This window comes from Pseudomonas sp. BCRC 81390, from assembly GCF_030341915.1.
GTDB lineage: Bacteria > Pseudomonadota > Gammaproteobacteria > Pseudomonadales > Pseudomonadaceae > Aquipseudomonas.
On sequence record NZ_JATAAG010000013.1, the window covers coordinates 412,259 to 421,806 of the forward strand.

Below are 9,548 nucleotides of genomic sequence, written 5' to 3' on the forward strand. Positions count from 1 at the left end.
CGGGCTCCTGGTGGGCATGAGGTGCCGGGATTATCTTTCATCTGGGCGTTTTCTGCTGCCTGTTGCGTCCACGGGCCGCGCCTGCAACAGCCCGTGGAAGAGGCAGGCGAATCAGGCATCCAATACCAACGCTTGCCCGCCTTCTTCCACCTTCGCCGGCACGGCACAACAGATCAGCACCGAACCGGCTTCCGGCAATTCGGCCGGCGGGTTCGGGTAATGCACCTGGCCACTCACCAGGCGGGTCTTGCAGGTACCGCACGATCCGCCTCGGCAACTGAATTCCGGGGCCAATCCGCGTGCCTCGGCCAGCTCCAGCAACGTGCCGCTACCGGGCGCCCAGCGCGCCTCTTTGGCCGAAGCGGCAAAGTACACTGGCACCGGCTCGCTGGCCGCAGGCGGCTGCTGCAGGCTGGGCTGGCCCGCGTCGGTGTGCCGCCGAAGCGTCGAAGGGCCGAAGGCTTCGGCGTGGATCCGCGCATCCGGTACATGCACTCCGCGCAGCCCCTCATACAACTGCTGGGTAAAACTGCCCGGGCCGCACAGGTAGAAATCGTAGTCGCCCAGCGCCAGCGTTGCCTTGACCTGCTCGATCCCCAACCGACCAGCGAACTGGTAATCACGGCCGATCAGCGCGTGCTCTTCCGGCTGGCTAAGGGCGCGGTGCACCTGCAGCAGGCCGCCGGCTTGCTGTCGCAAGCGTGCCAGTTCCTCAGCAAACGGCAGGTCAGCCAGGCTGCGCGCGCCATGGAACAAGTGAACAGGCCGTGCCTGCCCCTTGCTCAGCTGCTCGCGCAGCATGGCCAGTAATGGCGTGATTCCCACCCCCGCGCCAATCAGCACCAGCGGCCGGGTGCTGTGCGGGTCCAGCACGAAGCTGCCCATCGGCGCGCGTACATTCAGCACATCGCCAGCCACAATGCGCTCATGCAAGTGCCGCGACGCCGGGCCCTGGGCTTTGACGCTGATGCGCAGGTAGCGGTCGGAAGGCGCGCTGGACAAACTGTAGGTGCGGATCAGCGCCGCCTCACCAGCGAGCTGCACTTGCACCGGCACATGCTGCCCCGCGGCAAAGGTCACCTTGCTGCCGGCAGGCGGTTCAAGGTAGAACGAGCGGATATCGCGGCTTTCCTGTTCTACCCGCAGCACACGCCACGGCTGCCATTGGCGCTGCTGCTGACGTCGCTGCAGGCGCGCTTCGGCTTCTTCCCAGGTGCCGGTCGCCAGGCTGGTTGGCGCATATTCCTTGAACGCCCAGCGCAGGGACACGGCCGCCGGGCGCCACACCACCTGCTCGACGTCCAGCGTCCACAAGCGCTCGGCGCCCTCGAAGGCCTGGCTGGCCGGGTTATCCAGCAGAACTTCGGTACGCCCGTAGAGCTGCAGCACATTGCCCGTGGCGAAGTCGATGAACAGCAACCCTGCGCGTGGGTTCACCAATAGGTTGCCCAAGGTGTTGAAATGCAGGTTGCCGGCATAGTCGGGGACGGTCAGGCGGTTGCCTTCGACCTTGATGAAGCCGGGCCGGCCGCCACGGTGGGAGACATCCACCGAGCGCTGGCCATCGCCATGCTCGATATAGCTGGCGACAAAAAAAGTGTCGGCTGCGCGGATCATGTCGACAGCCGTTGCACCCAGCGTCGCCGCATCGACACGCCCCTGGGCGGGTTCGGCGACGCGCGTGTACTCGCGCAGCTGGATGTACTGCGGGCAGTTGCCGAACGATTGCTCGACCGTGACCTGCAGTTGGCCGTTGGCGCCGTGGCGGATCTGCCCGTTGAGGCGGTTGCGCCGACGCGTGTGCAGTTCGATACCCAGCAGGCCGACCGCCTGCCCGGCGCTCAGCCCGACGGTAGCGGGGTCGTCTGCTGGCAGTTGGGTGTCGATCGTCAGCTGGCGAGGGTCCGGCGAGCTGACGAAGCCTTCCGGCCCTTCCAGTACGGTCGCCCAGGGCCGCCCCTGGGCATCCACGCTGGCGGCGATCATGAACGGCAGCTGATGATAGAAGGTACGATGCTGCTCGGGCATGTAGTCGCGAATCACCTTCTGCCCGAACGCCTCCATGCGCTCCGCGACACCGACCTTTTCCTGCAGGGTTTTCTCGCCCGCATGCCAGGGCGAGGGGCGGTGCTCCGGGTTCTGTTGCATGGCGGCGTTCCTCGTGCTGGCGAAGTGTCAGGCGCTGGTCTGCAAGCCGATCACGGTGCGCGGCATCGGCACGAAGCCCGGCAGCGCCTCGATCCTGACCAACCAGTTGCGTACGTTGGCATAGGGCTCCAGCGACACGTTGCCTTCTGGTGCGTGGGCGATGTACGAGTAGTTGGCGATGTCGGCAATGGTCGGGGTATCAGCCGCCAGGAAGGGTGCCTTGGCCAGTTCGGCGTCGATCACCTTGAGCAAGGTGTGGGCACGGGCAATCACTTCGTCGGTGTTGAACGATGCACCGAATACGGTCACCAGGCGGGCGGCGGCAGGGCCGAATGCCAGCGGGCCGGCAGCGACCGACAACCAGCGTTGCACGCGGGCGGCAGCGGCTGGTTCTTCGGGCAGCCAGGTGCCGTTGTCATACTTCTTTGCCAGGTAGACGAGGATGGCATTGGAATCGGCAATCACCGTGCCGTTGTCATCAATCACCGGCACCTGGCCGAACGGGTTCAGCGCCAGGAAGTCGGGCTGTTTGTGCGCACCTTTGGCCAGGTCGACGAAGACCAGCTCGGTAGGCAGGTTCAGCAGCGAAAGCATCAGCTCGATGCGGTGGGCGTGGCCGGACTTGGGGAAGTTGTAAAGCTTGATCGGGTTCGACATGGGCTTGGCTCCTGGTCAGCTCCGGGGTGGGCTGATGGAGCACATGCTGCACGGGTTCGCCTGGCAACAGAATCAGTGCGCCGGGGAAACCATAATTTCGCTCGGCGCAATAATGCTGACGCAGGCACCAACTAACCCCCCGCAAGCACCCGCCTCAAAGGCACACGCTGGATTCAGTGCAGTTTGAAGTACCGGAATAGACCACGTGCCGCCTCGACCACCTGTGGTACGCAGGCCTGGATATCCTCTTCGCTCATCTGGTCCAGCAGCTCGAAGTTATCCTCCAGCCCATGCAGCGAAATGGCCTTGAGCAACTGATCCTGCTCCGCAGGCAGCGGCTCCCAGCCAGCGACCTGAGTGGCGCGCATGTAGCCAAAGCACCACTCCTCCATCACGATCACCGTGCCCTGCTCGCCTTCGCTTTCCTCGAACAGCGGCTCAAACTGGTCGATGTCGTCACCCAGTTCTTCCGCCACCTGGTTGGCGTAGCGCAGCATCAACGCCGTATAGGCCTCTTCATGCGCCGGCTTCTTGAATTTCGGCACCTTGCCACCCGCTACCACGGGCAGCCATTGCTCCGGGGTGACGGTGACCGACGAGCTGGCCAGGGCCGTGAAAAAACCATTGAGCTCGGCCAGGTTCAGCACCGAGTAATCGTTGCCGTAGGTGATCAGCAGGTCTTCGAGGCGGTCGAGTTCTTTTTCGCTGAGGGCGGGTAGCATGGGTGGACATCCTGAGAAGCAAAAGTGTGTGCACCCTAGCACAGAACCGCCCAAGGGCTGCCCGCGGTTGTCGACCCGCGGGCAGTTTGGTCAGCCTGGCAACAGGCTTTGCAGCAGGTGCTGCCTGCCGCTACCGATCAGCAACCACAACAGAATGCGACACTTGCGCGGGCAAAGCTGCCCGGCCATGTGTACACCTTTGCCTTGCAGGTCGATCTCGCCTCCGGCAAAGCCATAGGTGGCGCGGGCTGTAGGGCCACTGCCCGTGCGGGTGGCGACGATCACCGGCAAGGCGGGCACCAGCGTATCCAGCACCTGGGCCCAACACGCGGAAACATGCCCCGCGCCAAATCCGGCAATGACCAGCCCCTCGTAACCGAGTGTGGCAACGGCCTGTAACAACGCCGTATCCGCGTCCAGGCAGGCTTCCAGCAGTGCAACGCGATGTTCGGTGCGTTGCGGTAGCGGCAGCACCTCCCGCCGTATAGCCGGTTGGCGATAGACCACCGCGCCCTCGACGACATCGCCCAGCGCGCCACCACCGGGCGACTCGAATGCAGCCATCGCCAGGCTGGCGCCCTTGCGCACCCTTGCGGCGCCATGGACTTGATCGTTCATCAGCACCAATACGCCGCGCCCACGGCTGCCCGGCGCCAGGGCCACCTGCGCCGCACCCAGCAGGTTGGCCGGGCCGTCGCAGCCCGGCTGGCTGGCCGCGCGCATGGCACCGGTCATCACGATTGGTGCATCGAACGGCCACAGCAGATCGAGGAAATACGCCGTTTCTTCAAGGCTGTCGGTCCCTTGGGTGAGGATTACCGCCTGCGCTCCGCGCTCCACTTCTGCACGCGCCCAGGCCAACACTTCGAGCAGCGTCGCAAAGCCCAGCGAGGCGCTGGGCAGCAGGCCCAGCGTGGCCATTTCAAGCTGGGCCATCTTGCGCAGTTGCGGCACGCTTGCCAGCAATGCGTCGCAACCAAGCCTGGGCACCACCGCGCAGCCATGGGCGCTTGCCTGCATGCTTGCCGTGCCCCCCAGGCTGGCAATCGACAGCTTGGGCAGATGCGTTTGCTCGCTCATGCTGCACCTCCCGCAAACCAGCCAACCAGCGGCACGATCCCCAGCGTACTGATGGCCATCGACAGCACATTTCCAATGTAGCCATGCATGTAGGCCGGCAAACGCTGGGTAATGGCCGCTGCCAATGGCGGAGCCACCAGCGCGCCCAGCACTGCGCTGCCCACCACCACTTGCCAGCTACCGCCATGGGTGAGCACTGCGGCCGGGACGATCGAGACGATGGGTATGTAAGTGGGATACCAACCACGCGCCTGCCATTGACCACGCCAGAGCAGAACCCCGACCAATGATGCCAATGCCTGGCCGGCAACCATTGGTATCAGCAGCAGCGAACCGTAGGCCGGCGCTGCCGGGGCCAGCAGGTAAGCCAGAAGCACGCCCAGCAGCAGCCCGAGGCTGGCCAGCTCATTACCGAAGAATGGCGCTTCGCTGAAATCGGCCAAAACCCGTCGCAAGGTCCAGACAACGCCGTAATCGGGTTGCGCAGCAACGGGTTCGCGTACCGCGGGTTTGTGGCTGGGCCGCACCCATGACGGAAAGCGCCGGCACAGCATGAACGCCACCAGGCTTGCCAACGCCATGCCACTGACGTTGCCGATTACCACCGGCAGCTGCAGCGGATAACACAGGTAGTTGACCATCAACAGACTGGCCGGGGTGACCAGCAACGCTCCCAGCAGTGCGCCGCTGAGCGTGACCCGCCAACCCGCGCCGTACAGCAGCACCATGGCTGCCGGCAACGATACGAAGGCAACGAAGGTCGGCTGCCAGGTGCCACTGGCCAAGGTCCAGCCCCAGAACGCGTGGCTGAGCAACAGGCCCAACAGCGAGCTGGTGAACACCCATGGCCATAGTCCGCTGCCATAGCAGATGGCAAAACCCTGCCAGCGATAGCCGTGCACATGGGCCAGGTGCGCCAGGCAAGCCCCCAGCAGCAAGCCCAGGGCGGGCAGTTCGTGCTTGTAGAACGCCACCTCACTGATATCACCGACGATCCAGCGCAGCCGGCTCAGTGGCTGATCGAGTGTCGCCGCCAGTTGCGTGTAGTCCGGCCATTGGCCGTGGGCGAGGCTGGCAGCCAGTGCCCCCAGCAGGCTGACGAACAGCACCAGGGACAAATGCTTCCGATCCAGAGCATGCAAGGTTTTCATGTGCCACCTCCTCAACGCGGCATCGCAGCATGCAGGCGGTAACCAAGGGTCGCGTCATAGAGATCGGTACGGCGGTCCCGAGGCAGGTCGTTGAGGCTGTTCCAGATCGGTGCCGAGCGGGCACTGCTGAGGTCGACATCGGCGAAGACAATGCTCTCCTCTTCGGCACTGGCCACCTCGCCGATGGGCCAGCCATTGCTACCGGCAATCAACGAACAACCGAGGAAGCGCCCACCCCGCTCATGGCCTATGCGGTTGGCTGCGGCAATGTAGAGGTTGTTGACGTGTGCCGCGGTCATGGTCAGGTAGGAAGCCATGCAGCGCCCCGTGTCATCGAACAACGGTGGTGGGGTCCACACCCAGTTGTTCAGGCTGCAGATGATGTCGGCACCTTGTGCTGCCATCAGCCGTGGCACTTCAGGGAACCAGATGTCCCAGCAGATCAGCAGGCTGATACGCCCGATCGGTGTCTCGAATACCGGGAAACCCAGGTTGCCAGGGGTGAACCAGAGCTTCTCCTGATTCCATAGGTGGGCCTTGCGGTAATGGCCTAGCAGGCCTTCAGGGCCGAACAGTACGGCACTGTCGTAGAGCTTCAGCCCGTCGCGTTCGGCAAAACCTGCGGCCAGGTAGACCTGATATTCCCTGGCAAAATCCGCCCAGGCTTTCAGGCTGATACCTGCCTCTAGCGTCTCGGCGTGGGCATAGGCTTCTGCGCGGGTGTGGAAGGTGTAACCGGTGTTGGCCAGCTCAGGCAGCACGATCAGGTTGGCGCCTTCTAGCGCGGCGCGACGGGCCAATGCCAGGCCTTTGCTCAGGTTGCCGTCGCAATGCTCAAGCCCGACCTGCGGGTCGTACTGGATGACGGCGATGCGAACTGGACTGACGGCGGGACAGTGTGCAGACATGGCAGCTTCCTTCTTGTGGTTGTTTTGGAAGGACGCCAGTAAAACGGGGCTGGGCTGGGGAGTGACAGTCAGGACACTCCCACCAGCTCGAAGGAAAGGAAAAGAGATATTGTAGGAATGGCCCTACAATCAACACGCTAACAGCCTTGGATCCTGACTTGATAATGCGGGTAATGGTCCAGGGTGAAACCACCGTGAAACTGTGCTGATGTTCTATCACAAAGGTTGATCACGACATCCACAGCCGTTCGTAAACACGGCTCGGTCCAGCCGGCGTCAACAGAGAAGGACTCTCCAGCCAGGTACAGGCCTGACTGAGCGCTGAAATCGCGGTTGTATTTCATCAGGTTTACCGCATCGTAATAAGTGCCTGCCCGGTACAGCTTTGCACATCCCAGGGCGTTCTTATCTGTCATCCACCGTTGTATGCGGATGTTGCGAGTGTCAATGTAGGGGGATATGGCCTCGCCTATGTTGCTACACCGCAGCAGAATTCGATCAAGCTCGTTCACGCATTTCTGCCCCAACTGCGCGTCGGAAAATGCGGCCAGCTTCGTTGCATCGTCCTCCCAGGTATAACTCAGCAGGATGCAGTCCTCTGGATAACTATCGTTGTATCGATAGGCATACACGTCGTGGACAAAACTGTCGGTTACCAGGATCTGGGGCAAAGCCGACTTACGGTCGAGGAAGCGCTTGTTCAGCGGAGCATAAACCTTGCAACTGGTCTCCCAATGAGCATGCTTCCAGGCATCCACGATCGTCTGCGGCAGCATCTGGCGATTGAAACCGTCAAGCCGGATGTTGGTTTCGATCAACCACGACGGGGTAGTCAGGATCACACTGTCGAAGTCTTCGTAGTGGAGGCTTTCTTCAACCGGATCGCTGCAATGCCAACGATAACCGACCCGCAACTGACCATTCTCCAGTTTCTGTAATGAGCAGACCGAGGTGTCGGTGAGTAGGCCATCCTCTCGTTGCAACAGGTGGTCGTACAGCGAGGTGCCGCTCAGTCCGATGCCTAGAAACATAAGACTTTCATCCAGCGCTGCGAGCCCGATATACGCTGGCCCCTGAAACATCAACCCTTTGCTGTCAGGGACACGGCTGGCTTCGAGGTGCGGTGCCGCATAGGGCACACCCTCTTGATCAACACGCCCATGTACCAACTGCAAATGGCTACTGAAGCCAAAGATTGCTGTACGCAGCGGATACAGGCAACAGACGTCATAGAACGCTCCCCAACTGCCATCTCCAATGCCGATCGCATAGAAGATCGCCGATTCGTCGCTGCTCATGCCTAACCCACCAAAGTCTCCAGGCTTTGCTGGATCCCAAGCCGCAAGGGCGGGTAGATGCACCAGTTCTCTAAACGATAACCGGTGATAGCGTTCAACGATGGCCGACCACATCGACTCCCAGCCAGTAGTGCCATAAACCGTAGCGATACGCTCGGCGAAGCGTGTCGCAAAATGGTGCCACTTGTCATAGACCTGCTGAAGTATCAGGGTGGGGGGAGGTGTGTTGCCTTCTGGGTTACGCCAGACCAGCAGCGCAGGATCACCACCACCCTCCAACTGGCCATCACGAAGGTATATCCCCGTGGCGTTGACCCACGGCGTCCCCGGATTCGGAAAATCGGAAATGCGCAGGTCGAACAGCTTGGCGTAGTAGGCCATAAGCGAGCGCCCGTCTTTTGGTGATTCACCAGTCCTGTTGAAAAACGGCATGCGCATGGCCCCCATTTCGAAAGGGGTTGCCGGCTGCTTGTGATTTCCGCTGTTATTCAACAAGGTCAGGTGACGCCCACCCACACGCTGGGACTGCTCGATCAAGGAGATCCGGGTAAAGCCGCAGCGCAATAGTTCTCGAGCCGCAGTCAGCCCGGTAATACCAGCACCGACGATGCAGATTCGGTGGTCTGGCTGGGTGGCTCGTGCAACGCCTCCTTCCTGTTCGATCAGACGGCGGTAATCAAAGCAGAGATCAGGAGGGTTGGGGTAACGTGCGGCCCACGGTTGCATGGGCAGGGAGGGCTCGATGGCGAGGTCTGCAGGATGGTTGTGTGTTGAACCGATGGTCATGTTCGCGTGCTCTTCATGGGTTGAAGAACCGAGCATGAATAATGACCCAACGGGCGAAGGGGTTATTGTTTACCACCAGCCGGCAGCCACAGGATCGGAGGTATCTGTGGCTGCCGGAGCGTCATCAACTGGACTGTTACGCTTTACACCGCCAGCGCGCGCTCACGCAGCTCGCTGTTGAGGATGCGGTCGTTCTCGCTGTAGTCGACCGGGCAGTCGATCACGTGCACGCCTGGGGTGTTGATGCAGTGCTCGAGCAGCGGCAGCAGGCCGTCGGCGCTTTCCACGCGGTGGCCGTTGGCACCGTAGGCTTCGGCGTACTTGACGAAGTCCGGGTTGCCGTAGTCCAGGCCGAAATCGGTGAAGCCCATGTTGGCCTGCTTCCAGCGGATCATGCCGTAGCCATCGTCACGCAGGATCACCACGGTGATGTGCATGCCCAGGCGCACTGCCGTTTCCAGCTCCTGGCTGTTCATCATGAAGCCGCCGTCGCCGCACACCGAAATCACCGGGCGGTCCGGGTGCACCAGGTGCGCTGCCATCGCCGATGGCAGGCCGGCGCCCATGGTCGCCAGGGCGTTGTCCAGCAGCACGGTGTTGGGCTTGTGCGCCTTGTAGTTGCGGGCGAACCAGATCTTGTAGATGCCGTTGTCCAGGGCGACGATGCCTTCGGACGGCAGCACACGACGGATGTCGGCCACCAGGCGCTGCGGGTAGACCGGGAAGCGGTTGTCGTCGGCGCCTTCGGCGATCTGCGCTTCGTTGGCTTCACGGATGGTCATCAGCCGGGTGAAGTCC

8 protein-coding genes are annotated in these 9,548 nt (G+C 62.1%); all 8 read right to left on the reverse strand.

All coding sequences use genetic code 11. The features are described from left to right. Positions 1-111: 111 nt before the first annotated feature. Positions 112-2,148 carry a pyridoxamine 5'-phosphate oxidase family protein gene (locus QSV36_RS08470; RefSeq protein ID WP_289131169.1) on the reverse strand — a complete coding sequence of 679 codons (2,037 nt, stop codon included), beginning with the start codon at positions 2,146-2,148 and terminating at the stop codon, positions 112-114. Between the two features lie 27 nt (positions 2,149-2,175). After that, positions 2,176-2,805: a glutathione S-transferase family protein gene (locus QSV36_RS08475; protein ID WP_289131170.1), complete on the reverse strand. Its 630-nt coding sequence runs from the start codon at positions 2,803-2,805 to the stop codon at positions 2,176-2,178. 173 nt (positions 2,806-2,978) lie between these two features. Further along, on the reverse strand, positions 2,979-3,527 hold the full coding sequence (locus QSV36_RS08480; RefSeq protein WP_289131171.1) for a UPF0149 family protein: 549 nt from the start codon (positions 3,525-3,527) through the stop codon (positions 2,979-2,981). Positions 3,528-3,617: 90 nt separating this feature from the next. After that, positions 3,618-4,607 (reverse strand): asparaginase, encoded by a 990-nt coding sequence (locus tag QSV36_RS08485; RefSeq protein WP_289131172.1) that lies wholly within the window; start codon positions 4,605-4,607, stop codon positions 3,618-3,620. Beyond that, positions 4,604-5,758, reverse strand: coding sequence for a hypothetical protein (locus QSV36_RS08490; protein WP_289131173.1), 1,155 nt, complete (start codon positions 5,756-5,758; stop codon positions 4,604-4,606). The genes QSV36_RS08485 and QSV36_RS08490 overlap by 4 nt, the downstream gene beginning before the upstream one ends. Positions 5,759-5,769: 11 nt before the next feature. Continuing rightward, entirely contained in the window at positions 5,770-6,666 is an 897-nt protein-coding gene (locus tag QSV36_RS08495) for a nitrilase family protein (RefSeq protein ID WP_289131174.1), read from the reverse strand. Positions 6,667-6,803: 137 nt separating this feature from the next. Next, positions 6,804-8,750, reverse strand: a complete 1,947-nt coding sequence (locus tag QSV36_RS08500) for a flavin monoamine oxidase family protein (RefSeq protein WP_289131175.1) — start codon at positions 8,748-8,750, stop codon at positions 6,804-6,806. 143 nt (positions 8,751-8,893) lie between these two features. Beyond that, a partial coding sequence (locus QSV36_RS08505; RefSeq protein WP_289131176.1) for a thiamine pyrophosphate-dependent enzyme occupies positions 8,894-9,548 on the reverse strand: 655 nt, incomplete at its 5' end.